The organism is Streptomyces sp. MZ04, assembly GCF_004684775.1.
Lineage (GTDB): Bacteria > Actinomycetota > Actinomycetes > Streptomycetales > Streptomycetaceae > Streptomyces.
Genome location: NZ_SRIC01000096.1, coordinates 1 through 26,802, shown reverse-complemented (window position 1 = coordinate 26,802; position 26,802 = coordinate 1). Strand labels below are relative to the sequence as shown.

The 26,802-nt window shown below is 71.1% G+C and carries 25 protein-coding genes; 9 read left to right on the top strand and 16 right to left on the bottom strand.

The genetic code is table 11. The annotated features are described in order from the left end of the window. Positions 1–75 precede the first annotated feature (75 nt). Positions 76–1,125 carry an LLM class F420-dependent oxidoreductase gene (locus E2651_RS20880; protein ID WP_135332702.1) on the top strand — a complete coding sequence of 350 codons (1,050 nt, stop codon included), beginning with the start codon at positions 76–78 and terminating at the stop codon, positions 1,123–1,125. Positions 1,126–1,351: 226 nt separating this feature from the next. Then, a complete protein-coding gene (locus E2651_RS20875) occupies positions 1,352–2,140 on the top strand; it encodes a ferritin-like domain-containing protein (protein WP_135332701.1) in 789 nt (262 codons plus the stop codon). A 27-nt stretch (positions 2,141–2,167) separates the two neighbouring features. On the opposite strand, the gene corA is transcribed toward E2651_RS20875, so the two are convergent. Further along, positions 2,168–3,166, bottom strand: a complete 999-nt coding sequence (gene corA / locus E2651_RS20870; RefSeq protein ID WP_167828845.1) for a magnesium/cobalt transporter CorA — start codon at positions 3,164–3,166, stop codon at positions 2,168–2,170. Between the two features lie 62 nt (positions 3,167–3,228). Between corA and E2651_RS20865 the strand changes: the two genes are divergently transcribed. The 5 genes from E2651_RS20865 to E2651_RS20845 all read left to right on the top strand — a co-directional run bounded on the left by E2651_RS20865 (position 3,229) and on the right by E2651_RS20845 (position 9,866). Further along, positions 3,229–3,915, top strand: coding sequence for a histidine phosphatase family protein (locus tag E2651_RS20865; RefSeq protein WP_135332699.1), 687 nt, complete (start codon positions 3,229–3,231; stop codon positions 3,913–3,915). 81 nt (positions 3,916–3,996) lie between these two features. Continuing rightward, the gene (locus tag E2651_RS20860; RefSeq protein WP_135332698.1) at positions 3,997–4,587 is read left to right on the top strand and encodes a DUF3090 domain-containing protein; all 591 of its coding nucleotides are present in this window, start codon (positions 3,997–3,999) and stop codon (positions 4,585–4,587) included. Further along, on the top strand, positions 4,551–5,405 hold the full coding sequence (locus E2651_RS20855; RefSeq protein WP_135332697.1) for an SCO1664 family protein: 855 nt from the start codon (positions 4,551–4,553) through the stop codon (positions 5,403–5,405). Before E2651_RS20860 ends, E2651_RS20855 begins: the two co-directional genes overlap by 37 nt. Before the next feature lie 77 nt (positions 5,406–5,482). Further along, positions 5,483–6,712, top strand: a complete 1,230-nt coding sequence (gene mshC / locus E2651_RS20850; RefSeq protein WP_135332696.1) for a cysteine--1-D-myo-inosityl 2-amino-2-deoxy-alpha-D-glucopyranoside ligase — start codon at positions 5,483–5,485, stop codon at positions 6,710–6,712. A 91-nt stretch (positions 6,713–6,803) separates the two neighbouring features. Continuing rightward, positions 6,804–9,866, top strand: coding sequence for an NPCBM/NEW2 domain-containing protein (locus E2651_RS20845; RefSeq protein ID WP_135332695.1), 3,063 nt, complete (start codon positions 6,804–6,806; stop codon positions 9,864–9,866). An 81-nt stretch (positions 9,867–9,947) separates the two neighbouring features. Here the strand turns inward: E2651_RS20845 and E2651_RS20840 are convergent, their stop codons facing one another. The 4 genes from E2651_RS20840 to E2651_RS20825 form a co-directional block, all read right to left on the bottom strand. Beyond that, a complete protein-coding gene (locus E2651_RS20840; protein ID WP_135332694.1) occupies positions 9,948–10,535 on the bottom strand; it encodes a hypothetical protein in 588 nt (195 codons plus the stop codon). A gap of 105 nt (positions 10,536–10,640) precedes the next feature. Then, a complete protein-coding gene (locus tag E2651_RS20835; RefSeq protein WP_135332693.1) occupies positions 10,641–12,425 on the bottom strand; it encodes a S8 family peptidase in 1,785 nt (594 codons plus the stop codon). Positions 12,426–12,652: 227 nt separating this feature from the next. Continuing rightward, positions 12,653–13,612, bottom strand: coding sequence for a PAC2 family protein (locus tag E2651_RS20830; protein WP_135332692.1), 960 nt, complete (start codon positions 13,610–13,612; stop codon positions 12,653–12,655). A 166-nt stretch (positions 13,613–13,778) separates the two neighbouring features. Continuing rightward, on the bottom strand, positions 13,779–14,450 hold the full coding sequence (locus tag E2651_RS20825; protein ID WP_135332691.1) for a FadR/GntR family transcriptional regulator: 672 nt from the start codon (positions 14,448–14,450) through the stop codon (positions 13,779–13,781). Between the two features lie 182 nt (positions 14,451–14,632). On the opposite strand from E2651_RS20825, the gene E2651_RS20820 reads away from it, so the two are divergent. Further along, positions 14,633–15,175 carry a MarR family transcriptional regulator gene (locus E2651_RS20820; RefSeq protein WP_135332690.1) on the top strand — a complete coding sequence of 181 codons (543 nt, stop codon included), beginning with the start codon at positions 14,633–14,635 and terminating at the stop codon, positions 15,173–15,175. Here E2651_RS20820 and E2651_RS20815 read toward each other — a convergent pair. The 11 genes from E2651_RS20815 to E2651_RS20765 all read right to left on the bottom strand — a co-directional run bounded on the left by E2651_RS20815 (position 15,157) and on the right by E2651_RS20765 (position 25,271). Next, positions 15,157–16,167, bottom strand: a complete 1,011-nt coding sequence (locus tag E2651_RS20815; RefSeq protein WP_135332689.1) for an aromatic ring-hydroxylating dioxygenase subunit alpha — start codon at positions 16,165–16,167, stop codon at positions 15,157–15,159. The two genes, E2651_RS20820 and E2651_RS20815, sit on opposite strands and share 19 nt — an antisense overlap. Positions 16,168–16,172: 5 nt before the next feature. Next, entirely contained in the window at positions 16,173–16,397 is a 225-nt protein-coding gene (locus tag E2651_RS20810; protein WP_135332688.1) for a recombinase-like helix-turn-helix domain-containing protein, read from the bottom strand. Between the two features lie 34 nt (positions 16,398–16,431). Continuing rightward, the gene (locus E2651_RS20805) at positions 16,432–17,367 is read right to left on the bottom strand and encodes a PDR/VanB family oxidoreductase (RefSeq protein WP_135332687.1); all 936 of its coding nucleotides are present in this window, start codon (positions 17,365–17,367) and stop codon (positions 16,432–16,434) included. Positions 17,368–17,380: 13 nt separating this feature from the next. Next, the gene (locus E2651_RS20800; protein WP_135332703.1) at positions 17,381–19,015 is read right to left on the bottom strand and encodes a thiamine pyrophosphate-binding protein; all 1,635 of its coding nucleotides are present in this window, start codon (positions 19,013–19,015) and stop codon (positions 17,381–17,383) included. A gap of 20 nt (positions 19,016–19,035) precedes the next feature. After that, entirely contained in the window at positions 19,036–19,821 is a 786-nt protein-coding gene (locus E2651_RS20795) for an SDR family oxidoreductase (protein ID WP_135332686.1), read from the bottom strand. A 43-nt stretch (positions 19,822–19,864) separates the two neighbouring features. Beyond that, positions 19,865–20,605, bottom strand: a complete 741-nt coding sequence (locus E2651_RS20790) for an SDR family oxidoreductase (protein WP_135332685.1) — start codon at positions 20,603–20,605, stop codon at positions 19,865–19,867. Beyond that, positions 20,598–21,119, bottom strand: a complete 522-nt coding sequence (locus tag E2651_RS20785) for a cupin domain-containing protein (protein WP_135332684.1) — start codon at positions 21,117–21,119, stop codon at positions 20,598–20,600. The genes E2651_RS20790 and E2651_RS20785 overlap by 8 nt, the downstream gene beginning before the upstream one ends. Positions 21,120–21,129: 10 nt before the next feature. After that, complete coding sequence (locus tag E2651_RS20780; RefSeq protein ID WP_135332683.1) at positions 21,130–21,972, bottom strand: alpha/beta fold hydrolase; 843 nt, start codon at positions 21,970–21,972, stop codon at positions 21,130–21,132. After that, positions 21,969–22,766 (bottom strand): aspartate dehydrogenase domain-containing protein, encoded by a 798-nt coding sequence (locus E2651_RS20775; protein WP_135332682.1) that lies wholly within the window; start codon positions 22,764–22,766, stop codon positions 21,969–21,971. The genes E2651_RS20780 and E2651_RS20775 overlap by 4 nt, the downstream gene beginning before the upstream one ends. Beyond that, positions 22,763–23,701 carry a VOC family protein gene (locus E2651_RS20770; protein WP_135332681.1) on the bottom strand — a complete coding sequence of 313 codons (939 nt, stop codon included), beginning with the start codon at positions 23,699–23,701 and terminating at the stop codon, positions 22,763–22,765. Before E2651_RS20770 ends, E2651_RS20775 begins: the two co-directional genes overlap by 4 nt. 82 nt (positions 23,702–23,783) lie before the next feature. Further along, positions 23,784–25,271: an aldehyde dehydrogenase family protein gene (locus E2651_RS20765; protein WP_135332680.1), complete on the bottom strand. Its 1,488-nt coding sequence runs from the start codon at positions 25,269–25,271 to the stop codon at positions 23,784–23,786. 313 nt (positions 25,272–25,584) lie between these two features. On the opposite strand from E2651_RS20765, the gene E2651_RS20760 reads away from it, so the two are divergent. Further along, a partial coding sequence (locus E2651_RS20760) for an MFS transporter (RefSeq protein ID WP_135332679.1) occupies positions 25,585–26,802 on the top strand: 1,218 nt, incomplete at its 3' end.

Sequence of the window (26,802 nt, the reverse complement as noted above, 5' to 3'; positions counted from 1 at the left end):
CCCCTGACGGCCCCCACCGCCACGCGCTACAGTCCCCGGCACACGGACGTTACTGCGCAGTAAGGGGATTCGGCCATGCAGCTCGGGATCAACCTCGGCTACTGGGGCGCGGGAATGGACGGCGACAATCTCGCCGTCGCCAAGGAGGCCGACAAGCTCGGCTACGCGGTCTGCTGGGCCGCCGAGGCCTACGGCTCGGACGCCGCGACGGTGCTGTCCTGGGTGGCCGCACAGACCGAACGTATCGACATCGGATCCGCGATCTTCCAGATCCCGGCCCGGCAGCCCGCGATGACCGCCATGACCGCCGCCACCCTCGACTCGCTCTCCGGCGGCCGCTTCCGCCTGGGCCTCGGCGTCTCCGGACCGCAGGTCTCCGAGGGCTGGTACGGCGTCAGGTTCGACAAGCCGCTCGCCCGCACCCGCGAGTACGTCGAGATCGTCCGCAAGGCGATGACCCGCGAGCGCCTCTCCTACGAGGGCGAGCACTGGACGCTGCCGCTGCCGGAAGGACCCGGCAAGCCCCTCAAGCTCACCGTCCACCCGCAGCGCGAGCACATCCCGCTCTACATCGCGGCGATCGGCCCCAAGAACCTGGAGCAGACCGGCGAGATCGCCGACGGCGCCCTGCTGATCTTCCCCGCGGCCGAGCACCTGGAGGAGACCGCCATCCGCCATCTGCGCGCCGGGCGCGAGAAGGCGGGCAAGACCATGGACGGCTTCGACATCGTCCCGACGCTGCCGCTCGCGGTCGGCGACGACGTGCCCGGCCTCGCCGACATGTTCCGCCCCTACACGGCCCTCTACGTGGGCGGCATGGGCAGCCGCAAGCAGAACTTCTACAACCAGCTCGCCCAGCGCATGGGCTACGAGAAGGAAGCCGCCGAGATCCAGGACAAGTACCTGTCCGGAGACAAGGACGGCGCGGCGGCCGCGGTGCCGCACGAGCTGATCGACTCGACCACGCTGCTCGGCTCCGTCGAGCGCATCGCCGAGCGGATGCAGGCCTACGCGGCGGCCGGGGTCACCACCCTCACGCTGTCCCCGGCGGGCTTCACCCTGGAGGACCGGATCAAGGCCCTGCGCGCGGGCACGGAAGCACTGGAGCGCGCCGGACTGGCGTAAGGCGGAGGGGGAGAGTTTCTGCGGCCGTGGTGGGGGCTCGGGGGTCTTCCCCGCCACGGCCGTCACGGGGAACAACGCGCCGTGCGGCCGCTCGGTTACGGCCTGAACCGGCCTTGGCCTTCCTCCGTTTGGCGGAGCCGACTCGTGCCCCTGTTGCCCGGAAGCCGACATCGCATTTGACTCGTTCTTTGCGGACGTCCGCGCGGATGGCATGGAGGTGCCACTGATGCTTTCGGCCAAGAGTGTCTTCGAGGAGATCCTCGACAACGACGAGTCGTTCCGGCTGTTCTGCTCCATCGCGGCCAGCGGCGAGTCGCAGGGCGGCTGGGAGAACGGGCGCATCGCGGAGCTGATCCCCGCGAGCGAGCGTGGCCTGGCCCCCAAGGTGGTCCGGCACGGCGCCGACGAGGACAAGCACGGGCGGATCTTCAACGCGCTGATGCGCAAGCGCGGCCTGGAGCCGGTCGAGGTCCCCCATGAGACCGACTACACGATGCTTCTGGAGAAGCACGGCATCGGCCTCGCCCATGAGCAGCTGAAGGCCGACAAGCCGCTCACCGTGCAGGACATCGTCACGTACCTCGCGCACAGCAGGGTCACCGAACAGCGCGCCTCCGAGCAGATGCGGCTGCTGCGCAAGTACTTCGCCGACCACCCCGACATCGGCCGCGCGGTCAAGATGATCTCGAACGACGAGGACAGTCATCTCGCCTACTGCCACGAGGAGTTGCTCCGCTTCGCCCATGCCGGGCACGGCCGTGCCATCCAGCGCACCCTGCGCGAGTGCGCGCTCGCCGAGATCCGCGTCTACCGCGACGTCAGCCTCGCCGTGATGGACCACATGGGACGCATCCTGGGCTGGCCGAAGGTCAAGTCGGCGGTGCTCGCCGCGGGCATCCACGGTGTGTACGCGTACGAACGGCTCGGCGGCTGGCGGCGGATGGTGTCCCTGAAGATGCCCGAGCGGCGCGACGCGCTGGGCGGGCCCGCCACCTCGACGCCCGAGTTCGCCTGACCGGGATCGCCCCCCAGAGACCGCCCCCTAGAGCCAGCCGCGGCTCTTGAACATCCGGTAGAGGAAGACTTCGAGCGCCGCCATCAGCAGGATCACGGCCGGGTACGACCACACCCAGTGCAGCTCGGGCATGTGGTCGAAGTTCATGCCGTAGACCCCCGCGAGCATCGTGGGGACCGCGGCCATGGCGGCCCACGCCGAGATCTTCCGCATGTCGTCGTTCTGCCGCACGCTCATCTGCGCCAGATGCGCGGAGAGGATGTCCGACACCAGGCGGTCGAGGCTGTCCACCGAGTCGTTCACCCGCGTCAGATGGTCATTGACGTCCCGGAAGAACGGCCGCGCCGTGTCGTCCACGAAAGGCACGGCCGGCGCGAAGGGGCCCGCTCCGGAGAGGCGCATCATGGGCATCGCCAACGGTCCAGTGGCCCGGCGGAACTCCACGATCTGGCGCTTGAACCTGTAGATCCGGGACGCCGTGTTGCGGGTGCCGCCGCGGTCCGGCGAGAACACCTCCGTCTCCAGGACCTCCAGGTCCGTCTGCAGCTCGCCGGCCACGTCCAGATAGTGGTCGACCGTGGCGTCGGCGATCGCGTACAGGACGGACGTCGGGCCGTGCTTGAGCACCTCGGGGTCCGCCTCCATGCGATGGCGTACGGCGGCGAGCGGTGATCCCTCGCCGTGCCGGACGGTCACCACGAAGGAGTCGCCGATGAAGACCATGATCTCGCCGGACGAGACGGCGTCGCTCTCCGGCTCGTACACGACCGGCTTCAGGACCACGAAGAGCGAGTCGTCGAACACCTCGAGCTTGGGCCGCTGATGCGCCTTCAGGGCGTCCTCCACCGCCAGCGGATGCAGCCCGAACTCCTCGCTGACCTGGTCGAACTCCGACTCCGTCGGCTCGTACAGACCGACCCAGACGAACGCGTCGCCGGTGGCGCGCGCCTCGTCGAGCGCGTCCGAGAAGTGGCCGGAGCACTCGGTCCTCCGCCCGTCGCGGTACAGCGCGCAGTCCACGATCACGGAGCGCATTCTTCCGAACCTCCGCTCGGGACGCACCCCGTCGGCGGCTTAGGCTGGCCCGCATGCCCACGCTGATCCTCGTCCGGCACGGACGATCCACCGCCAACACCGCGGGCCTGCTCGCCGGGTGGACCCCCGGCGTGGCCCTGGACGAGCGCGGCGCCGCGCAGGCCGCCGCGCTCCCCGGACGCCTCGCGGACCTGCCGCTCGCCGAAGTCGTCACCAGCCCGCTGCAGCGCTGCCAGGAGACCGTCGCGCCGCTGCTCGCCGCGCGGCCGGGACTGCGGGCGCACACCGACGACCGCATCGGGGAGTGCCACTACGGAGACTGGTCGGGCCGCAAGCTCGCCGAGCTGTCCGGCGAACCGCTCATGGAGGTCGTACAGCAGCATCCGTCGGCGGCCGCCTTCCCCGGCGGCGAGTCCATGCGGGCCATGCAGACGCGGGCGGCCGAGGCGGTACGCGAGTGGAACGCGCGCGTGGAGCGCGACCACGGCGCGGACGCGGTGTACCTGATGTGCTCGCACGGCGACATCATCAAGTCCCTGATCGCCGACGCCATCGGGCTCCACCTCGACCTCTTCCAGCGCATCTCCGTGGAGCCCTGTTCCGTCACCGCCATCCGGTTCACGCGGCTGCGCCCGTTCCTCGTACGTCTGGGCGACACCGGTGACTTCGGGTCGCTCGCGCCGCGCGAGGCGCCCGCCGGGGGCGACGCGGCGGTGGGTGGCGATGCGGGAGCACCGTGATCGTCCGCCGCAGTAGGGTGCAGAGGTCACGCCGCACCACCGCAAGTGATCAGTCGCAGTCGAATCCAATGGAGACAGGACGTGTCGCGTCAGGTGTTCCTCTACGACCCGCCGGAACGCTTCGTGGCCGGAACGGTCGGCCTCCCCGGTCGGCGTACCTTCTTCCTCCAGGCCACCGCCGGAGCCCGGGTGACCAGCGTCGCCCTGGAGAAGACCCAAGTGGCGGCGCTCGCCGAACGCATGGAGGAGCTGCTCGACGAGGTCGTGCGCCGCAGCGGCGGCAACGCCCCCGTGCCGGCCGTCGCGCCCACCGAGGTCAGTGACAGCGCGCCCCTGGACTCGCCCGTCGAGGAGGAGTTCCGGGTCGGCACGATGGCGCTCGCCTGGGACGGCGACGAGGAGCGGATGATCGTCGAGGCGCAGGCTCTGGTGGAGCTGGACGCCGAGTCCGACGAGGACCTCGCGGAGGCCGAGGAAAGGCTTCTGCAGGACGAGGAGAACGGGCCGCCGATGCTGCGTGTCCGGCTCACCGGCGCGCAGGCCCGCGCCTTCGCCAAGCGGGCCCTCGACGTCGTGAACGCTGGGCGGCCGCCGTGCCCGCTGTGCAGCCTGCCGCTCGACCCGGAAGGACACGTATGCCCGCGCCAGAACGGATACCGGCGGGGCGCGTGAGCCCCGCCTCCGGCGCCGATGCCATGGAGCTGCTCACCCGCGGGGAGCTGACCGTGCGCGGGCGGATCCGCGAGGCCTCGAACGCGGTGCTGTACTGCACCGTCTCGTACGAGGGCGCATCGGCCGCCTGCGTCTACAAGCCCGTCGCCGGGGAGCGGCCCCTGTGGGACTTTCCCGACGGGACCCTCGCCCAGCGCGAGGTCGCGGCCTACGAGGTCTCCGAGGCGATGGGGTGGGGGCTTGTGCCGCCGACCGTCCTGCGGGACGGGCCGCACGGCGAGGGCATGTGCCAGCTGTGGATCTCGGGCCCGGAGCCCGATGCGGACGGGGACGGTCCCGAGCTGCTTGCCCTCGTCGAGGGCGAGGAGCCGTCGGACGGCTGGAAGGCGATCGGCTTCGCCGAGGTGGGGGAGGGGCGCACGGCCCTTCTCGTCCACGCGGACGATGTGCGGCTGCGGCGGCTCGCGGTCCTCGACGCGGTGATCAACAACGCGGACCGCAAGGGTGGGCATCTGCTGGTCGACTCCGGCGGGGAGCTGTACGGGATCGACCACGGGGTCACGTTCAACGCCGAGGACAAGCTGCGGACGCTGTTGTGGGGGTGGGCGGGGGAGCCGCTGACCTCCGAGGCGGTGGCGGCCCTGGAGTCCCTGCGGGAGGCGCTGGAGGAGGCTGCTCCCCTTGCCCTGAGGCTCGGGAAGCTGATCACCGGGGCGGAGGTCGACGCGCTGCGCGCGCGGGTGGACGCCTTGCTGGCGTCCAGGGTCCACCCCACCCCGAGCGGCGACTGGCCGGCCATACCGTGGCCCCCGGTGTAGCGGCATCAAGGCGTCTCGCCACGATAAACCTTGATCCCCGCTCGTATACGGAAGCCCCGTCCGGTTAGGCTCATGGCATGCATGCCTGGCCCGCTTCTGAGGTCCCCGCCCTGCCTGGCAAGGGCCGCGACCTCCAGATCCACGACACCGCGACCGGTGGACTCGTCACCCTCGAGCCCGGTCCCGTCGCCCGTATCTACGTCTGCGGCATCACTCCGTACGACGCCACCCACATGGGTCACGCGGCGACCTACAACGCGTTCGACCTCGTGCAGCGCGTGTGGCTCGACACCAAGCGGCAGGTTCACTACGTCCAGAACGTGACCGACGTGGACGACCCGCTCCTGGAACGCGCCAACCGCGACGGCAAGGACTGGGTCGAGCTCGCCGAGGGCGAGACCGCGCTGTTCCGCGAGGACATGACCGCGCTGCGGCTCCTGCCGCCGAAGCACTACATCGGAGCCGTCGAGGCGATACCCGGCATCGTGCCGCTCGTCGAACGACTCCGGGACATGGGCGCCGCCTATGAGCTGGAGGGGGACGTCTACTTCTCCGTCGAGTCCGACGCCCACTTCGGCGAGGTCTCCGGCCTCGACCGTGCCGCGATGAAGCTGCTCTCCGCCGAGCGCGGCGGCGACCCGGAGCGCCCCGGCAAGAAGGACCCGCTGGACCCGATGCTCTGGATGGCCGCCCGTGAGGGCGAGCCGAGCTGGGACGGGGCCTCTCTCGGCCGCGGCCGGCCCGGCTGGCACATCGAGTGCGTGGCCATCGCCCTGGACCACCTGGGGATGGGCTTCGACGTACAGGGCGGCGGATCGGATCTCGCCTTCCCGCACCACGAGATGGGCGCGTCCCACGCGCAGGTCCTGACCGGCGAGCATCCCTTCGCCAAGGCGTACGTCCACGCCGGCATGGTCGCCCTCGACGGCGCGAAGATGTCCAAGTCCAAGGGCAACCTCGTCTTCGTGTCGAAGCTGCGGCGCGACGGGATCGACCCGGCCGCCATCCGTCTCGCCCTCCTCGCGCACCACTACCGCGCGGACTGGGAGTGGACCGACGACGTCCTGCGGGACGCCGTCGAGCGCCTCGGGCGCTGGCGCGCCGCCGTCTCCCGCCCCGACGGGTCCTCCGCCGACGCGCTGGTCGAGGAGATCCGCGAGGCCCTGGCGAACGACCTGGACGCCCCGACCGCGCTCGCCGCCGTCGACCGCTGGGCCGCCCGCCAGGACGCCGACGGCGGCACGGACGAGGGCGCCCCCGGCGTCGTATCGCGTGCCGTCGACGCGCTGCTCGGCGTGGCCCTGTAGCACTCCCACCCCGATGGGCCGCTCCGGAAATCCAGGAGCGGCCCATCAAAGTCCATGGCCGCGGGGGCCGTTGAAGCGCTAGACCTCCGCCATGAGATCACCCACTCGCTTCAGACGGGCGGCGCTCGCCGCCGCCCTGCTCGGACTTCTCGCGGCGTTCGCCGGACCCGGCGGCGGTGCCGCGCAGGCCGCCGACGAGCCCGCCACCACGGTCGGGGACGTCACGGACTTCGCCGCCGACGGCTCCGTCTACCGGATCGGCGCGGGCAAGGCCGAGGCCCGCGTCAGCTTCGTGTCGAAGGAGACGTTCCGGCTCGAGCTCGCCCCCGATGGCGCCTTCACCGACCCGACCGGCAAGGACATCGTCCTTCCGCAGGGCGAGCCGCCGAGCACGAAGTGGGCCGACAAGGGCGACCGCTACGAACTGAGCACCTCCGAAGTGACCCTGCGCGCCTACAAGTCACCGCTCCGCTTCGCCCTGTACCGCGCCGACGGCACCCAGGTCTGGGCCGAGTCCAAGGGCCTGTCCTGGACGAAGGACGCCACCACGCAGAGCCTGGCGCGCGGCGCAGGCGAGCAGTTCTACGGCGCCGGGATGCAGAACGGGCGCGGCAACACCTCGCACCGCGGCAAGAAGGTCGAGGTGAGCGTCGACTACAACTGGGACGACGGCGGGCACCCCAACTCCGTGCCCTTCTACCTGTCTTCGGAGGGGTATGGCGTCTTCCGTAATACGTACGCGCCCAACACCTATGACTTCGCGGAGCCGGTGACGGCCACCGCCAAGGAACAGCGCTTCGACGCCTACTACTTCGCGGGCCGCGGCAGCGACGCCGCCAAGGACGTCATCGGGCAGTACACGAAGCTCACCGGGAAGCCCTTCCTGCCGCCCGTCTACGGGCTGGAGATCGGTGACGCCGACTGCTATCTCCACAACGCCAACCAGGGCGAGCGGCACACCCTGGACTCCCTGAAGGTCGCCGACGAGTATCTGAAGCACGACATGCCCAATGGCTGGATGCTCGTCAACGACGGCTACGGCTGCGGCTACGAAGACCTCGCCGAAACCGCCAAGGGCCTCCAGGACCGCGACATGCAGCTCGGCCTGTGGACCGAGGACGGCATCGACCAGATCGCCGACCAGGTCAAGGCGGGCCAGCGCGTCGCCAAGCTCGATGTCGCCTGGGTCGGCGACGGCTACAAGAAGGCGCTCGACGGCTGCAAGGACGCGTACCAGGGGATCGAGGACAACAGCGAGGCGCGGGGCTTCACTTGGGCCCCCGAGAGCTGGTCGGGCGCGCAGCGCTGCGGCGTCCAGTGGTCCGGGGACCAGAGCGGCAGCTGGGAGTACATCCGCTGGCAGATCCCGACGTACGCGGGCGCGACCATGTCCGGCATGGCCTACACGACGGGTGACGTGGACGGCATCTTCGGCGGCAGCGCCAAGACGTACGCGCGTGATCTGCAGTGGAAGTCGTTCCTGCCGGTCACGATGACGATGGACGGCTGGGCCGCCAACGACAAGCAGCCCTTCCGGTACGGGGAGCCCTACACCTCCATCAACCGCAAGTACCTCAAGCTGCACGAGTCGCTGCTGCCCTATCTCTATTCGTACGGGCACGAGGCGACGGAGACGGGAGTCGGCGCCGCACGGCCGCTGGCCCTCGAATACCCCGACGACCCGAAGGCCGCCACCGACGCCGCCAAGTACGAGTTCCTGACGGGCGAGGACTTCCTCGTGGCGCCCGTCTACAAGGACACCACCGTCCGGGACGGCATCTATCTCCCCAAGGGGACGTGGACCGACTACTGGAGCGGCCGTACGTATCAGGGTCCGACGACCGTCGACGGCTACAGCGCGCCCATCGACACCCTGCCGCTCTTCGTCAAGGGCGGTGCCACCGTGCCGATGTGGCCCGGCGGCATCAGGTCCTACAAGGACCGCACCGCCGACTCGCCGATGGCCTGGGACATCTACCCGCAGGGCAGCTCCTCCTTCGAGCTGTACGAGGACGACGGCGTGACCAGGCAGCACCGTGACGGCAAGTACGCCACCCAGCGCGCCGAGGTCGAGGCGCCCCGCGCGGGCAAGGGCGACGTGCGCGTACGGATCGGCGCGAGCGAGGGCGAGTTCAGCGGGAAGCAGACCGCGCGGCCGTACGCGTTCACGCTGCACACCGGGGACGCGCCGAGCGGTGTCGAGCTCTCCGGCCGCGAACTGCCCCGGCTCGCCTCGAAGGACGCGTACGAGAAGGCGGAGCGGGGCTGGTTCTACGACCGGGACGACCGGGGCGGGGTCGTCAAGGTCAAGACGGCCGCTCTCCGTACCGACCGGCCCTTCGAGCTCGACCTGGACGACACCAGCGCGGTCGGCGGTGCCGTGCCCGGCGCGGCCGCGGCGCTGAGCGCCCCCGCGGGACAGGAGCTCGGCGCGGGAGCGGCGGGCAAGGTCGCCGTCGATGTCACGGCGGGGACGCGGGACGCCACCGGTGTCGAGGTCACCCTCGACGCACCCGAGGGCTGGACGGTCGGATCGGCTGAGGCCGACCGCGTACCGGCCGGAACCACCCGCCGCGTGGAGGTGGCCGTCACCCCGCCCAAGGGCGCGGACCCGGGTGAAAAGCCGCTGACCGCGAGCGCGCGCTACCGCTCGGCGGGACAGGACCGCACCGCCGTCCAGCGGATCGCGGTCGCCGTCATGCCTCCCGCGCCGACGGCCGACACCTGGGCGAGCGACATGGTCTGGCTGAAGGCAGCCAACGGCTACGGACCCGCCGAACGCGACCGCAGCAACGGCGAGTCGGGTGCCGAGGACGGCCACACGCTGACCCTCGCCGGAAAGACGTACGAGAAGGGGATCGGCGTGCACGCCGACTCCGTGATCGAGGTCTACACCGGCGGGCAGTGCGCGAGGCTCACCGCCGACGCGGGCATCGACGACGAGATCAACGGCTACGGAGAGGTGGCCTTCTCCGTCGAGGCCGACGGCAAGGTCCTGTGGACCTCGCCGAAGGTGACGGGTGCGTCGGCGACCGTGCCCGTGGACGTCGATGTCAGCGGGGCCCGGCACGTGGAGCTGAAGGTGACCGACACCAACGGCTCCAAGAGCGGGGACCACGGGGACTGGGCCGCGGCGAAGTTCAGCTGCGCGTAGGCCTGTAGCAGGCAGGGAGCGGCGCCGGGCGGGAAGGACTCCGCCCGGCGCCGCCGTCTGTTCACGTGGCGGCCGTGACCGTCACTTGGTGACCACGATGGCCAGGAGGTACCCCGGGTTGTTGGTGTCGTAGTAGCCGATCACCGGCTGTCCGAAGGCGAACGCCTCCTGGACCTCGTCGTGGGTCTGCGGGTTGGGGTTGATGAACGCCCGCCAGGCGCCGTCGACGTGGAGGTAGAGCACCGATGCCTGGCCGGGCAGCGGCTGGACGACGTCCCAGAACGTCGTCGCGACGTTCGAGGCGAGCGCCTGTGTGGAGATCTGGGGCGCCTGGGCCTGCGGAACCTGCTCCTGGCCGAACTGCTGAAGGAGCTGCTGGAACGGCTGCTGCTGGCCGAGCTCCTTGAGCTCCTGACGCAGATGCGGCGGGATGTGCTGCATGGCCTGCTGACCCGGGACGCCCTGCTGCCCCTGCATGCCGGGCATGCCCTGCTGGCCGAAGGACTGCCGCTGGCCGAACGGCTGCTGCTGGAACTGCTGCTGCCCGAACTGCTGCGGAGGGGCCGTGCTCGGGCCCTGCTGCTGGCCGTACTGCTGCTGACCGAACTGTTGCGGTCCGTACTGCTGGCCTTGCTGCTGCAGGGGACTCATATGCGGGGTGGTGCTCATGCGGGTGCCACCTTCCCTCAATGGTTGTGGTGCTTCAGCAATGCGCGTGGTGCTTTCGGTCCGTGACGACGAGTGGTGCTTTCGGCCCGTGACGAACGTGGGGCCTCAGCCCGTGACGACCAGGCCGACGACCTCGTCGTCCGAGAACCAGACACGTACGTCGGGATGTCCCCCCGCGAAGGCGGCGTGCACCGCCTGGCGGATGTCGGGGGACGGAGCGTTGAGGTTGCGCCACTCGCCGGCGACGAACAGGCGCAGGCGTGGCGGGAGTTCGGGCGGATAGGGCAGCAGCTCGTCCCAGTAGCGCTCGGCGCGCCCGGAGCCCACCGCCGACGGCAGCAGGTTCGTCACCGCCGCCTTGATGTCGGGGCGGTTGCCGATCCGCTGGGAGGCGGGGCGCCCCGGCGCGTCCTGCTGCGGCGATCCTGTCGCCCTGAGCACGGCGCGTGCCCGCTCCGATGTCATCAGCTGCTGGCCCGCGGCCTTCAGCATGCCCTGCAGACAGGCAAGCGCGCCGACGACGACCGGCGACGCGGACGAGGTGCCGGAGAACGTGTCCGTGTACCAGGCGATCTCGTCGGTGCCGCCCTGCAGATCGCCCGGCCGGTTCCAGGATCCGCCGGTCGTGGTGGTCTCGCGGCCCCAGCCCTGCGCGTCCACGCGGGCCCCGTAGTTGGAGAACCCGAGGCGTGAGCGGTCCGGGCCGTGATCGCGGCCGTGGGTGCCGGGCGGCGGTGCGCCCGCGCCGACCAGGACGGCGCCCGATGGGCTGTTGGAGGGGTTGAAGGGGTTGCGCCACCCCTCGGGGAACTCGTCGGGCCTGCGCTCGTACAACGCGTCGTCCAGGGACTCCGCGCCGTTCCCGGCCGCGCCGACGACGATGACGCCCTTGGCGGTGGCGTGGCGGATCGCCGCGTAGTCGTCGGGCCACCACTCCAGGGCGATGTAGCCCTTCTGGTCGTCGCGGGGTTCGAACTCGAACCGCGGGCCGGGGCGGTGCAGTTCGATGAGGATGATGTCGCCGGGGGCGAGGCGCTCCGCCGCGGCGTGGATCGTGGCCGCGGTGCCGAGCGGCTGGAAGGAGGCGGCCGCGGTCGTCGACTCCGGAGCGATGCCGCTGATGCCGACCTGGTTGCGGTCGCCGCCGATCACGCCGATCACCGCGGTGCCGTGGTTGCGCCAGGCGACGTCCTGGATCGGGGTGCCGATGACCACACCGGCGAGCTTCGCCGTCAGGTCCTCGTGCCCGAGCTGCCAGGCGCCCTCGATGTCGATCACCGTCACGCCCTCGCCCGAACCGCCGAGCCGCTGCCAGGCCCACGGGGCGTCGACGCCCTCGGGGGCCGGGCGCAGATAGCCCTGACGTCCGGTGAAGTCGGGGGTGACGGGGGCGCCCTCTTTGCGGCGCCCGGAATCGCCGGTCTCCGGGAGGCCCTCCTGGCGCTGGGTCGGGGGCTGCGGCCGGCCCGTCGCGCCGATCGACGCGGGGACGGCGCCCGGTTTGACGTACGCCGTGTCGATGCCCGGCAGCGCCGCCATCCGCGAGCGCAGCTCCTGGGCCCGGCTCTCGCCGCCGCGCACCCGGTAGAAGAGCGCCAGGTCGGGTACGGATTCGTCGCCGTCGGCGGTCTGCTCCATGGTGGTCCGGAGCCGTTCCTCGTTGCCGAACAGCGGCTCCAGGGCGAGCTGTTCGTCGGTGAGGAACATGTTCAGGGCCGATACGTCGGAACCCGCCGCCGAGCGGATGCCCTGCGTACCGGCGCGCAGCCGGGCCTCGGGCCGTGCGACGACGATCAGCTCCTGCTCGCCCGGTCGGTAGGTGAATCCCGCGCCGTCAGGTCCAGGGCCACTGGCTCCCGGGCCTCCCGCGGGCTCTGCCTGGTCGGTCATCGCTTCACCGCTCCCTTCACTTCTACGGGTGCCGTGCTGCTGCGCGCTGGGGCCGCGCCTTCGGGGCACACCCTGCTACCGCCGAGCGGACTCGTCCACCCCCCTTTGCCCCAACTGAGTTTGAAATCAAGGTGATGGGGGAAACCCGAGCAATTCGACCGGAAGGCGTTGTCAAGACGAAGGGGCGGCATCCTTCCGGATGCCGCCCCGCGCTCATTCAGCCCTCGTCAGTCCTCCGAGGAATCAGACGGTCCGGATTCCTCGCCGCTCTCCTCGTCCGTCCCCGTCCCCGTCTCCGGCCGCTGCGGCTTCGGGGGCCGGGTGCGCTCGCCGGGGGTGGGGCCCCCGCCGTCGCGCCGCCGCAGATAGCGCTCGAACTCGCGGGCGATGGCGTCGCCGGAAGCCTCCGGCAGCTCGGCGGTGTCCCTGGCCTCCTCGAGCGACTGGACGTACTCGGCGACCTCGCTGTCCTCCGCCGCCAGCTGGTCCACGCCCACCTGCCAGGCGCGCGCGTCCTCGGCGAGGTCGCCCTGCGGGATCCGCAGGTCGATGAGGTCCTCCAGGCGGTTCAGGAGCGCGAGCGTCGCCTTCGGGTTCGGCGGCTGCGAGACGTAGTGCGGCACGGCCGCCCAGAGGCTGACCGCCGGGACGCCCGCGTGCGTGCACGCCTCCTGGAGGATGCCGACGATGCCCGTCGGGCCCTCGTACTTCGTCTCCTCCAGGTCCATGGTCCTCGCCAGGTCCGGGTCGGAGGTGACGCCGCTGACCGGCACCGGGCGGGTGTGCGGGGTGTCGCCGAGCAGCGCGCCCATGATCACCACCAGCTCCACGCCCAGTTCGTGGGCGAAGCCCAGGATCTCGTTGCAGAACGAGCGCCAGCGCATCGACGGCTCGATCCCGCGCACCAGGACGAGGTCGCGCGGCTTCTCGCCGCCCACGCGCACCACCGAGAGCCGGGTCGTCGGCCAGGTGATCTTGCGTACGCCGCCGTCCAGGAAGACCGTGGGGCGGTTGACCTGGAAGTCGTAGTAGTCCTCGGCGTCCAGCGCCGCGAACACCTCGCCCTTCCACTCCTTGTCGAGATGCGCGACCGCGGTGGAGGCGGCGTCGCCGGCGTCGTTCCAGCCCTCGAACGCGGCCACCATGACCGGGTCGACCAGCTCGGGTACCCCCTCGAGCTCGATCACCCAGGCCTCCTTCCGACGTCCTTTAAGTACGCCCCAACCTTACGGTGTCCGCCGGGGCCGTCCGCAGCCCCCTTGCGGCTGCCCGGTGACCGGATCAATGCCCCGCCCGAGGGCCGGGCACTCCCTCGGCGGCAGGCGCTTTACAGCGTCGAGTCGCAGCGACGAGTCACAGCGTCGAGCGCAGCCACTGCTCCACGCTCGCGATGTGCACCGTCGCCCACGACCTGGCCGCCTCCGCGTCGCGGTCCCGCAGCGCGGTGAGGATCGCCCGGTGCTCGTGCAGGGTGCGGCTGACGGCGTCCTCCTGGGTGAGGCCGCGCCAGACGCGGGCCCGGGTGGTGGGCCCGGAGAGGCCGTCGAGGAGCGAACAGAGCACCGAGTTGCCGGACGACTGCACGATGCCGCGGTGGAACTCCAGGTCGCAGGCGACCAGTTCCTCGACCGAGGGGGCCGCGCCGAGGGCGTCCAACTGGGCGGTCAGCACGTCCAGTTCGGCCTCGGTGATGTGGACGCTGGCCATGGCGGTGGCCGCCGGTTCCAGGATGCGGCGCACCGCGAGGAACTCCAGGACCGTGTCGTCCCGGTGGAAGTCGACGACGAAACTCAGCGCCTCGAGCAGCAGTTGCGGGTCCAGGCTGGTGACGTACGTGCCGTCGCCCTGCCGTACGTCGAGGATGCGGATCAGCGAGAGGGCGCGCACCGCCTCGCGCAGTGAGTTGCGCGAAAGGCCCAGGTCGGCGGCGAGTTCGCTCTCCTTGGGTAGCCGGTCGCCGGGGCGCAGCGCGCCGGAGACGATCATGCCCTTGATCTTTTCGATGGCTTCGTCGGTGACAGCCATGGGGACCTCGCCTCACAAGACAGAATACATCCGATGTATCGGACGATTATGGCGTGTCCCGGGGCTGTTGCGCATGTGGGTCCGGTGAATACGTACTTCTCTCAGGGCTAAGATTTCCGTACGACGTTCCGTACTGACGTTCCGTACTGACCGCGGGACGGGCGAGAGGGAGGCTACGGCACATGGCCGTGAAGAAGTCGGCGGGGGCCCACCAGGACGCGGTCGCGTCGATCATCGAGGACTGGGCCAGGGAGCGGCCCGACCTCGACACCTCGCCCCTGGAAGTGCTCGCCCGGCTGCACCGCACCTTCCTGCGCTACAACACCAGGCTCACCACCGCGATCGAGCGGCACGGCCTCGCGGTCGCCGGATTCGACGTGCTGACCGCGCTGCGCAGGGCCGGGGCGCCCTACCGGCTCACCGCGGGGCAGCTCGCGGACTCCGGTCTCGTCTCGTCGGCCGGGGTGACGCTGCGCATCGACCGCCTGGAGAAGGACGGCCTGATCGTGCGGGAGCGGGACGCGGAGGACCGCCGAGTGGTCTACTCGCGGCTCACGGACGAGGGCCTCGCCAAGATCGACGAGGTGTTCGCCGAGCATCTCGGCAACGAACGCCGGATGCTCGGCGGACTCTCCCCGGCCGAGTGCCGCCAGCTGGCCCGTCTGATGTCCAAGCTGGAGCGGTCGATCACGGACTCCGACGCATCTCACGAACCGGAGGCCTGAGCCGCCGCCTCCGCGCGGTACATGCGGCGAAGGCGCACCACGCCCAGGTCGTGCTGGTAGAGGTTCTCGCGCTGGTCGGCGTCGGCGGGCATGGCCTCCAGCATCACCCGGTCCTGTTCCAGGACCTGCCAGTGGCGCTCCTCGACGAGGGTCTTGTAGAGAAAGCGCCAGGTGTCGCGCTGCCAGCCCTGGACGCGGCGGTAGCGCCAGAAGAAGACGCCGGTGCGGTTCTCGTCGACCGGGCAGACCATGCCGACGATGCCGAACGGGCCGCCGGGACCGGCCGACGGCGGGTACGGAATGGTGAGGTCCACCCAGTCCACGCCGGTGCGGCACAGCTCGACCCAGTCGAAGTTGACGCCCCGCTGGTCGGTCTTCTCGAAGAAGTAGCCGCGGTCCGTCTCCCGGATGCGGAACTTGGCGGTGGTGTCGCCGTCGTACATCGTGTGCGACTCATGGTGGAGGAACGCGCCGTGCATCGGGTCGAGGAGGTTCTCCACCGCGAACCGCCACGGGCCGTTCCACTCCGCGTAGCAGAGGAACGCGTCGACGTCGGGGTCGGTGAGGGGCTCCGGCAGTGTCAGCTCGGCCGGCTCCGGGTGCCGCTCGTCGCCGAAGTACGCGAGGATCGCGCCGCCGATCTCCCGCACGGGCAGCGACGTGACGAGCTTCCTGCCCTCCAGATTGCAGCCGGGCAGTCCCGGTACGGAGGAGACGGTGCCGTCGGTCTCGACCTCCACGCCGTGGTACCAGCAGGCCACCCGGTCGCCGAGGTGTTTCCCGAGCGACAGGGGAGCCCCGCGGTGCGGGCAGCGGTCGGCGAGCATCGACAGGGCGCCGTCCGAGCGGCGGAAGAGCAGCCACTGCTCGCCGAGGGCGGTGACCTTGCGCATGGCGCCGGGGGCGACGAAGTCCGAGGGGACGACGGGGTGCCACTGGTTGCGCAGACCGGTGGCGTAGATGTGGTCGGCGGAAGCGGTCAGGGCAGTCATCGGGGTCACGCTCCCAGTCGGTTCATCTCGGCACGGAAGGATTCCTCGGTCCACTGGGCGCCGCCCGGCGCGTGGACCTGACGGGCGTTCAAGCCCCGTACGACATCGGCAAGTTGATGCCCGTCCTTGGTGAAGACCTCTTCGAGGGTGGCGGCGAGCTTGTACTCGTACGGGGTCGGCTCGTGGGTGCGGGACTGGTGGACGTCCAGGTACGGCCAGGTGGTGGTCACGGTTTGTCTCCAAGGGGATCTTCGAGAAGAGTCGCTACAGGTCGAGGACGAGGCGGCCCGACGCGCAGCGCGAGACGCAGATCATCATCGAGGCGTTCGCGGCGTGCTCGGCGTCGCTGAGCAGGAAGTCGCGGTGGTCGGGTGTGCCTTCGAGTACGCGGGTCTCGCAGCTGCCGCAGATGCCTTCCTGGCAGGAGCTGCTGACGTTCAGGCCCGCGTCCTCGGCGGCCCGCAGGATCGAGGTGCCGGCGCCGACGGAGAGCGTGAGCCCGGAGGCGCGGCACTCCACCTCGAACGCGGAGTCGTCCCCGGTCCGCTCCACGACGGGCGCGGCGAACCGCTCCACACGCAGCCGCCCGGCCGGGCAGGCGGCCTCCACGGCGGCGAGCAGCGGCTCCGGTCCACAGCAGTACACGAGCGTGCCTTCGGGCAGCCCGTCGAGCGCCGAGGCGAGGTCGATGTGCCCGCGCTCGTCCTGCGGTACGACGGTCAAGTCACCGTCCAGATCGGCCAGTTCATCGGTGAACGCCATCGAGCCGCGGTTGCGCCCGCCGTACACCATGCGCCAGTCGGCCCCGCGTCGTGCCGCGTCGCGGGCCATCGCGAGGAGCGGTGTGATGCCGATGCCGCCCGCGATGAAGAGATAGCCGGGCGCGTCCTCCAGGGCGAAGTGGTTGCGCGGCTCGGATGCGGTGACCGTCTGGCCGGGCCGCAGCGTGGTGTGCACGTGCCGCGAACCGCCGCGCGACGAGGGCTCGTCGAGGACACCGACGCGATACGTCGACACGTTCCGCGGGTCGCCGCAGAGGCTGTACTGGCGTACGTGACCGCCGGTGTGGAGGTCGAGGTGTGCGCCGGGGCTCCAGGCGGGCAGCGGCTTGCCGTCCGGGTGGGCGAGCTCGACGGAGAGGACTCCGTCCGCCTCCCAGGTCATACGGCGTACCAGCAGCGTCAGTTCGCTCTCATTCATGGCAGGGCCCTCCTCACTGGCCGGGGATCTTGACGGGCGGGGTGAACGGGTTCTTCATCGGCCCGAGCCGGGCCAGGTCGACCTCGACGAGGGTCGGCCCGTCGGAGGCGACGGCATGGCTGATGACGGGCTCCGCGTGCTCCTCGGCGGCGATCAGCGCGTACGCCAACCCGCAGGCCCGCGCGAGGAGTTCGAAGTCGGGCGTGGCGAGGTCCACTCCGCTGCGGCGCTCGCTGTAGCGGTCCTGCATGTTGCGGAGCACGCCGTATCCGCCGTCGTTGAAGACGACGAGGGTGAGCCGGGGCCGCTCCTGGGCGAGCGTGAGGAGCTCCCCGAGGTGGACGGCGAGCCCGCCGTCGCCGGCGAGGACGACGGTCGGCGCGTCGGGCCTGGCGAGCGCGGCGCCGATGCCCATTCCCAGGCCCTGCCCGATGCCGCCGCCGCGCGGGAAGACATTGTCGCGCGGGTCGTACATCTCCAGAAGCCGGTTGCCCCAACTGCTGGACGGGATGGTCACATCGCGGGCGACGACCGCCTCGCGGGGCAGCGCGGCACGGATGGCGTCGCAGATGGCGGCCTGCGGGCCGATGTTGTCGTGCAGGGTGGCGCGGACGTCAGCGCGGACGGCGGCGACACGTCGCGTCCAGTCGGGGTCGGCCGGTCGGGCGTGCGGCAGCAGAGCCGCCAGCACCTCGGGCGCGTGACCGCGCAGGGCGTGCCGGGCCGGGTAGACGCGGCCGATGGCGTCCGCGTCGATGTCGATCTGGATGTGCGCGGCGGGCAGTTCAAGCCCGTAGTCGGCGGTCTCGTTGGACCGGAAGTGCGTGCCGACCGTCAGCAGGACATCGGCGTCGGCGAGGAGGGCACGGGCGGCCGGGGTGGTGGCGAAGTTCCCGATGACCTGGGGGTGGTCCTCGGGCACGGATCCCCGCCCGGAGTTGGAGCTGAGCAGCCCCGCGCCGGTGACGTGGAGCAGCTCGGCCAGCTCGGCACGGGCACGGGTGGCGCCGCCGCCGGCCCAGATGAGGGGGCGCTCGGCGGACGCCAACAGGGCTCGGGCGGCGGCGAGTTCACCGTCTTCACCGTCCGCGGGGAAGGGGAGCGGGGTCTCGGTCACTGGGGAGGAGGAGTCCGTCTGCGCCGCGTACTGCAGATCCACCGGCCACTCCACGCTCGCCGGGCCGCCCGGATCCGTCAGTGCCGTGCGGGCCGCCTCGCGCAGGATGTGGCCCGCCGCTTCGGTGGACGGGACCGTCTCGGCGTACGCGGAGACCGCGCGCAACATGCCGAGCTGGTCCTTGGTCTCGTGGATGAAGCCGCGGCCGCTGCCGAGGAACTCGCTCTCCACCTGGCCGGTGATGTGCAGGACCGAGGTGCCCGCGCTGAGCGCCTCGACCAGGGAACCGGCCGCGTTGCCCGCGCCCGTGCCCGTCGAGGTGAGCGCGCAGCCGAGCGAGCCGCGGGCCCGGCCGTAGGCGTCGGCCGCGTTCACCGCGGTCGCCTCGTGGCGGACCGGGACGAAACGCAGCTCCCGGTCGACCGCCTCGACCAGCGGCAGATTGTGCACGCTGACGATGCCGAAGACCGTGTCGACGCCGAGTTCGCGCAGGACGGCGACGAGGAGATCGCCTCCGGTGGCGTAGTGCATGGGTGGCATGGTTGAGCTCCTCAGAGGATGCCGCGGCCGACGCCGCCGCAGACGTCGATGCTGGTGCCGGTGGTGTACGAGGCGCGGGGCGAGAGCAGCGTGACGATCGCGTACGCGACCTCATCCGCCCGCCCGAGCCGGCCGAGCGCGATGCCCCGGTCGGCGGCCAGTTCCGCCTGCCAGTCCTCGTACGAGAGGCCGGAGCCGGCGGCCGCGTGGCGCCGCGTCCACTGGCCCGTGTCGATCAGGCCCAGGCAGACCGAGTTGACCCGGATGCCCTCGGGAGCGAGCTCCACCGACAGGGACTTGGAGAGGTTGAGGATGCCCGCGCGGGCGGCGCTCGTGGTGATCAGGCGCGGCTCGGGCTGCTTGGCGAGGACCGCGTTGACGTTCACGACGCTCGCCGAGTCCGATGCCGAGAGGTAGGGGCGGGCCGCGTGCACGGGGTTGAGCACGCCGGAGAACTTCAGCTCCAGCTCGTCGCGCCAGTCCTCGGCGGTCGACTCGGCCAGACCCTTCATCCGGGACTGGCCCGCGTTGTTCACGAGCCCGTCGACCGAGCCGAAGGTGTCGGCCGCGCGCCGCGTGAACTCCCGTACGGCGTCCGCGTCGCGCACGTCGCACACGCCCGTGAGCAGCCGGTCGCCGCCGCCGAGCGAGGCGGCCGCTTTTGCGAGCCGGTCGGCGTCACGCCCGCAAGTGGCGACCCGCGCACCCTCGTCGAGCAGGGCGCGGACCGTGGCCAGGCCGACGCCCGAGCTGCCGCCGGTGACCAGGACGGTCCGGTCGGCGAGGCACAGATCCATGATTCATCGCTCCTGTACGTCGGTTCGTCGGTTCGTCGGTTCGTCAGTGCATGGTGAAGCCGCCGTTTACGGCGACCACTTGTCCGGTGAGATAGCGGGACTCCTCGGAGAGGAGGAAGGAGATGAGCCCGACCAGGTCGTCCGGCTGCTGCGGGCGGGAGATCGCCCGGTTGCCCCGGTAGAGCGCGTGCCGTTCGGCCGGTACCGTCTCGGTGGCCTCGACCTCGGTGAGGCCTGGCGCCACCGCGTTCACGGTGATCCCCTTGTCGCCGAGTTCGCGCGCCATGGCCCGCGTCAGCGCGATGACCGCGCCTTTGGACGCGATGTAGTGGGCGAGGCGGGGCGATCCGTAGAGCGCCGCGTCGGATGCGATGTTCACGATCCTGCCGGGGGCGCCGAAGAGCGGGTGGAGGGCCTTGGCGACCAGCCAGGGGCTGCGGGCGTTGACCGCCATCAGGCGGTCCCACACCTCGACATCGATGTCCTGGAACTCCTTGCCGCCGACGCCGTTGGCGAGCGCGGCATTGTTGACCAGGCCGTACAGCGGCCCCAAGTCCCGTACGGCAGCAGCCAGTTCGTCGACCGATGCGGGGTCGGCCACGTCGCACCGTACGAAATGGGCGTCCAGCCTCTCCGTACGCAACTCCGCGACGGCCTCCGCGCCCCGCACGGGATCCACCTCCGCGACGACGACCCGGAAGCCGTCCTCGCCCACCCGGCGGGCCATGGCAAGTCCCAGGCCACGGCCCGCTCCGGTGACGACGACCGTACGGACGTCAGTCACGAGTGACGCCGTGCATCGGCGAGTGCTCGGGGTAGGTCGGCACCTGCGGCTTCCGCGTGCCGATGACGACGCAGAAGAGCGCGTCGGTGTCGCCCTCGTTCTTGAGGGAGCGCGCCACACCGGCCGGCACGACGATCATGTCGCGGTAGCCGAGCGTGCGGTACTCCACCTCGTCGGCGCCGCGGTGGATGCCGACCTTGACCTGGCCCTCCAGGACGAAGAAGGCTTCCTCGACGTCGTGGTGGGTGTGCTCGGGGCCCTCGGCGCCGGGCGGAAGCAGCATGTTGGAGAAGGTGAAGCCGCCGGACGGCAGGATGCGGCTGTCGTTCTCGTGGTTGCCGGTCGCGCCGGAGCCGACGTAACGGATCTGCCCGCGGCGGTACTGCGGTCCCGCCTTCTCCTGGAAGGAGAGCGTGCTGAAGTCCGCGACGCGGGACTCCTTGGTGGCGATCAGCGAGTCGGTGTACTTGCCGAGGTCGCCGCCGTTGTCGTACTCGGTGGTGGTCAGAGGCATGGGAAGGCTCCTACTCAGTGATGTGGGCTTGCCCAGCGGCCTGGGCCTGCTCGGGGATGCGGGCTTGCTCGGGGATGCGGGCGGTGATGCGGAGGTGGGAGAGCACCCAGGCGTTGAAGGCCCCGGGCTGCTCCTGATTGGCCAGGTGACCGGCGTCCTTGACGATCACGTAGGCGGTCTTGTGCAGGGACCCGGCGATGACCTGCGAGGCCTCGACGCCGGTGACCCGGTCCTGGTCGCCGCAGAGGACGAGGGTGGGTGCGGCGATCCGGGGGATCTCGGCGCGCAGGTCGGCCGCGGCCATGGACTCGGCGGCGTACGCGTATCCGGGCAGGCGCACCGATGCGGCCATGGAGTCGACGACCCGCCGGACCAACTCGGGCGGCGCGTCAGGCGATACGAGCCGGGGCCCGCGCCGCTCGGCGAACGCCCGCGGCCCGAGCTCCGCCAGCTCGGCGGCCCGCTGCCGCATGCCGTCGGCCTTCGCCGGATCGGTCCCGGAACCGGCGCTGGAGTCCGCGACGATCAGCGAATCGACCAGCTCGGGGTGGCGGGCCGCAAGGCGCAGCGCGATCACGCCGCCCCATGAGACGCCGAGCACATGGGCGCTCGCGCCGTGCTCGCGGATCACCTCGGCGGCCGCGTCCGCGAAGCCGTCGAGGTCCAACGGCCCTTCGGGATCAGCCGACTTGGCGTAACCCGGAGCATCCCAGGCCACCACCCGCACGTACGCGGACAGCTCGGCGAGCTGCGGTGCGAAGGCGGCGGACGATGAACCGATGCCGTGCAGGCACAGCAGCAGCGGACCGGCGGATCCCGCCTCCTCGACATGGACGGGCACGGGAGCCGTCACAGGATCTGTCCCGTCCGCCCGGCGAGCGCGGCGAGGCTGCGCAGGACCGCGTACGGCACGACCTGGCTGGTCGCCGGGTTGCCCGGGTCCGGCAGATGCGCCACCTCGAAGCGGTACGCCCCGTGCGGTCCCGACGCCTCGACGACGTGCCGGGTGTGGTGGGCGCCGGGGTCGGCGACGACCCGGACCCGCACAGCGTCCAGGTCGCCGACGGCGAGGGCGACCGATGCCGCGACGTTCGTCGACTTGGGGAACTTCACCGGGACGTCGCGCGCGGTCCCGGACATGACCTCGACGGGACCGGTCGCCGTCCGCATGCGGGACAGCAACTCCTCGTCCATCCACGGCTGTTCGAGGGTGGACGGCAGCTTGGTGGTGGTGAGCCGGACCTCGTCGAGCGGTCCGAGGGAACGCACCGCCTGGAGCAGATCGAGACCGCCGACCGCGCCCCCGGTGAAGTACACCCGGCCGGGCCCGGCCGCGAGGAGCCGCTTGGCGAGGTCGTCGTCGGTGAGCGCGCCGGTCGACGCGACAAGGAGATCGGTCCCGGAGGCGAGCACGCGCTCGCCCCATTCCCGTACGACACCCTGGCCCGCCGCCTCCACGACGAGATCGCAGCGCTCCATTGCCTCGTCGAAGGAGACCTGCGGGGCCGGGGCGCTCTCGCCGAGCGGACGGTTGTCGACGAGACACGTCAACTCGGCGCCGCGGACGCGCTGTTCGGCGAGCGCCGTGCCGACGACACGGCCGATCGCGCCCCAGCCGACGATGCCGACCTTGCGTACGCGCGTCATGCCTGAACCTCCAGTGTCTTGTGGGCGGAGAGCGGGCCGGGGTCGGGCGACCCCGCCATGTGGCAGCGGATCTCCTTGGGCGGCGGCCCTGCCGTCCCCCACAGGTCGGACAGTTCCGGGACGCGCCGCCAGACCCGCGCGATCCACTGGTCCTCGACGATCTGCGCGACCTCGGAGGTGTACTCGCAGACGAGCCCGGAAGGGTCGGTGAAGTAGGAGAAGGTGTTGTCGCCGGGGCCGTGCCGGCCGGGTCCCCACTGCGGGACGACGCCGTGGTGGCGCAGCCGGCCGAGACCCCGCATGAAGTGGTCGACCGATGTCATCTCGTACGCGACGTGGTTGAGGGAGACCCACTCCGCCTGGTTGAAGGCGATGCAGTGGTGGTCGGCGTTGCAGCGCAGGAACGCCATCTGGTGCTCGGACCAGTCGGAGACGCGCAGACCGAGGACGTCGCGGTAGAAGGCGACCGAGGCGTCGATGTCCGTGGTGTTGAGGACCGCGTGGGTGACACCGACCGGCACGGCGCCGTCCCGGCCGCGCGGGGCGACCGCGTCGACCTCCGCGCTGATCTCGATGAGGCGGTGCTCGTGGTCGGTGAAGCGCAGGCCGTAGCCGCCGCCGACCTGGTCGAGGGGGCCGGGACCGGCGACCGGGGTGATGCCGCGCGCGAGCAGGCGCCGCGCGGCCTCGTCGACCTCGGCGGGCGTGGCCACCGCGAAGGAGATCCGGCCGAGTCCGGTGTGGTCGGCGCGGGTGAGCTGGAGTGCGTGGTGCTCGGCGCCGGTGCCGCGCAGCCAGGCGGCCGTGCCGCGCTCGGACTCGACGGTCTCGAGCCCCCAGACCTCCTGGTAGAAGTCGGCGGCCTCGGTGAAGGAGGGGGTGAGCAGTTCGACGGAGCGCAGGGCCCGCAGGCGGGCGATGGGGGGTTGAGGCATGACCTTCTCCAGAGGTACAGAGGTACGAGGATCAGTTGGCCCAGAGGATCAGTTGGCCCAGAGGGTCAGTTGGCCCAGAGGGTCAGTTGGCCCAGGGGAGCGGCGCGTCCGAGGCGCCCCAGTACAGGGACTTCTGGCGCTGGTAGGCGCGGATGCCGTCGCGGCCCTTCTCCCGGCCGAGACCGCTCTCCTTCATGCCGCCGAAGGGTGTGGCGATGCTGAACTGCTTGTAGGTGTTGATCCACACGGTGCCCGCGTCGACCCGCCGCGCGATCCGCCAGGCGGCCCGGTGGTCGCGGGTCCAGATGCCGCAGGCCAGGCCGTAGACACTGGAGTTGGCCTGCCGGACGAGATCGTCCTCGTCGTCGAAGGGCAGCGCGACGAGGACGGGCCCGAAGATCTCCTCCTGGCAGGTGCGGGAGGAGTTGGGCAGAGCGTCGAGGACGGTGGGCAGGTAGTACGCCCCGTCGCGGTACTCCGCGCCCTCCGGTATACCCCCGCCGCACAGCACCCGAGCACCCTCCGAGCGCGCGAGATCGACGTACGCGGCGACCGAGTCCCGGTGCTTGTGGTGCACGAGCGGCGCGACCTGCGTGTCGGGGGCGGTGCCGGGCCCGACCCGCAACTTCCGCACCCGCTCGACCAGTTCGCCGACGAACTCGGCGTACAGCTCACGCGCGACGAAGAGCCGCGACCCGGCGATGCAGGACTGCCCGCTGGAGGAGAACACCCCGAACATCACCCCGGCCAGGGCCTGTTCGACATCGGCGTCGGCGAGGACGACCGTCGGTGACTTGCCGCCGAGCTCCAGCGAGACCGGCATCAGCTTCTCGGCGGCCGCGTGGGCGAGGGTGCGGCCGGTGCTCGTGCCGCCGGTGAAGGTGACCTTGCCGACCCGCGGATCGCGCACGATCGCGTCGCCGACGATGCTGCCCCGCCCCGGCAGGACGGACAACAGGCCTGCGGGCAGGCCGAGTTCATCGAGCGCGCGGGAGACGATCCGGCCGAGGGAGAGCGAGACGAGCGGGGTCCACTCGGCGGGCTTGAGCAGTACGGCGTTGCCGCCCGCGAGCGCCGGGGCGAGCTTCTGGGCGTCGCTGGCGACGGGGGAGTTCCAGGGGTTGACCGCGCCGACGACGCCGATCGGCTCGTACACGCTCATCGTCACGTAGTCGCCGCGCGAGGGCGTGATGGCCTCCTCCGCCGTCTCAAGGGCGGCCGCCGTATAGCGGAACGTAGCCGCCGCGCTGGCCACCAGGGCGCGGGTCTCGGTGAGTGCCTTGCCGGTGTCGGCGGTCTGCAGGGCGGCGAGGTCGTCGGCGGACTCGTCGATCAACTCGGCGATGCCGTGGAGCAGTTGGGCGCGCTGATGGGGCAGGAGCCGGCGCCACCGGGGGTCGGCGGCGGCCTTCGCGGCCCCTTGCGCGGCCTCGGCGACCTCGTCGAGTGAGACCGCGTGCACGGTGGCGAGCGTGCGGCCCGTCGCCGGGTCGACGGTGTCGGACGGGGCGCCCGTGCCGCGCCGCCACTGGCCCGCGATGAGGGCTTCGTCGGCTGGGATGCGGGGCATGGGGGCCTCCTGGCGGAACGGATCTTCGGTAAGCGCTTCGGTACGCACTTCGGTCAGTGCTTCGGTCAGCGCTTCGGTAAGCAGTGGAAATCTAAGGGCTTAAATATCTGGAGCGCAAGACCCTGACCGTGACCGAGCTTCGATGATTTCCCCTGTGGGAGGTCTTGACGGGCTCCGGTGTCCGGACGGTACAACTTAAGCGCTTAGAAACTTTGCGCTTACTTGCTCCTCGACTCGAGTTTCCCCAGACTCCGCAGTCGGAGCGTCCTCCCGCTCGTCCCCGCCCTCGTCCCCTCAGTAGCGGAGTACCCGCATGACGATCGACGCTTCCCCGGACCATGCGGTCCGGGCCGCCATAGCCGCCCGCTTCGAACGGCTCCCCCTGTGCCGCTGGCACATCACCGTCCGGCTCATCGTGGGCGCGGTCACCTTCTTCGAGGCCTTCGACCAGCTCCTGATCGCCTACGCCCTGCCCGGGCTGCGGCAGGAATGGGACCTCGGCACGTCCGCCGCGACGCTGCTGCTCACCGTCGGCTCCATCGGCATGCTGGTCGGAGCGCTGCTCTCGGGGCGGCTCGCGGACCGGATCGGCCGGGTGAAGGTCATCGCGCTGTGCGTGGCGCTGTCCAGCATCGCCAATCTGGCCCTGTCCCTGGCCACCTCGCCCGAGATGTTCATGGGCCTGCGCTTCATCCAGGGCCTGGCGATCGGCGGCGAGGTGCCGGTGGCGGCGACCTTCATCGCCGAGATCACCCGCAGCCACAAACGCGGCCGCTTCGTCCTCCTCTACGAGCTGGTGTTCCCGGCGGGCCTGACCGTGGGCGCGCTCGTCGCGGCCTGGGTGGTGCCGATCCTCGGCTGGCGCTGGATGTACGCCATCGCGGCGCTGCCGGGGCTGCTCTGCATCCTCGTACAGCGCAAGGTCCCCGAGTCGCCGCGCTGGCTCGCGGACCACGGCAGGGAGCGGGAGGCCGCCGAGGTGATGAGCGGGATCGAGGCCGAGGTCGAACGGGTGACGGGGAAGCCGCTGCCGCCCGTGCCCGCATCACTGCCGGTCATCGCTCCGGGAGCGGGGGAGCGGGGGCTGCGGGGTCTGTTCACCGGCCGCTACCGGCGGCGCACCCTGGTCATCGGCGTCCTCTGGTTCACCGGCTACTTCGTCAACTACGGCATCACGTCCTGGCTCCCCACGATCTACCAGAACCGCTACGACCTCTCCCTCTCGGACGCGCTCCTCTACTCCACGGTCACGTCCTGCGCGGGGCTGCTCGGCTGCCTGGTCGCCGCGCTGACCGTCGACAGGGCGGGGCGCCGGCGGGTCATCACCGGCTGTCTGGGCGGGGCGGCGGCGATGCTGCTGGTGCTTGCCTTCCTGGGGGCGGGCACGCCGCTGCAGGTCCTGGTGTGGACCTCGCTCGCGGCGGTCTTCTTCTTCGGCTCCAACATCTGCCTGTACCTGTACACGCCGGAGCTCTTTCCTACGCGGATGCGGGCGCTCGGGAGCAGTGTGGGCGGCGCCATGAATCGGCTG